Origin of the sequence: Arthrobacter sp. LAPM80 (assembly GCF_046736435.1) — a bacterium.
Classification (GTDB): Bacteria; Actinomycetota; Actinomycetes; order Actinomycetales; family Micrococcaceae; genus Specibacter.
Genome location: NZ_JBCHVD010000063.1, coordinates 1 through 780 on the forward strand (window position 1 = coordinate 1; position 780 = coordinate 780).

Here is a 780-nt window from a genome sequence, read left to right on the forward strand (position 1 = left end):
ATGGCCGCCGTGGACCACGCCACCGGCACCATCCTGGGGCAGATCAGCATCGGTGTAAAGACCAACGAGATCACCTGCTTCGAGGACCTGCTGAACACCATCAAGAACCTCGCTGGCATGATGATCACGGCCGATGCACTCCATACCCAGCGGTCCCACGCCGAGTACCTGATCAAACGCAGCGCCCATTACATCATGACCGTGAAGGGGAATCAGCGGTCCCTGCAGCGCCAGCTCAAGGAACTGCCGCGGAAGGGCGTCCCTGTCGGCAACACACAGCCCTACAAGAGCCACGGTCGCAAAGGATCCCGCTGCATCAAGGTCGTTCGCCATTGATGCTGGCATTCTCTTCCCACACGTCGCCCAGGCCGCGCAGATCACCCGCCGATCCCGCCGGACCAACGGCACCAAATGGAGTGTGGAAACTGTCTACATCATCACGTCCCTGCCAGCAGAAACCACCAGCGCCGCGGAGTTGAAAACCATAGTCCGTGGACACTGGACGATCGAAAATCGCCTCCACTGGGTTTTGGACGTGGTCTCCCTGGAGGACAAGTCAATGGTGCGGACCTGCAATGCACCCCGCCTCATGGCGTCGCTACGGATTCTCGCCATCAGCCTCTACCGGATCGGAAGAATGACCAACATCGCCAAAGCCACCAGACACACCGCCAGAAACGCCCACCGCGCCCTCAAACTCGCCAGAAGCAGACCACTACCAACGACTTTGCATTAGCCCTGATTTGTGGGTCCAGCGACTACTCCAGGCGCACGAGGGAC

General features: G+C 59.9%; 2 protein-coding genes. Both read left to right on the top strand.

Features of this window, described 5'->3' with window-relative positions:
• Positions 1–336, top strand: a 336-nt coding sequence (locus AAGW05_RS18520) for an ISAs1 family transposase (RefSeq protein WP_411806029.1), incomplete at its 5' end; no start/stop codon positions are given.
• A 7-nt stretch (positions 337–343) separates the two neighbouring features.
• Positions 344–736, top strand: coding sequence for an ISAs1 family transposase (locus AAGW05_RS18525; protein WP_411806030.1), 393 nt, complete (start codon positions 344–346; stop codon positions 734–736).
• Positions 737–780: the final 44 nt, after the last annotated feature.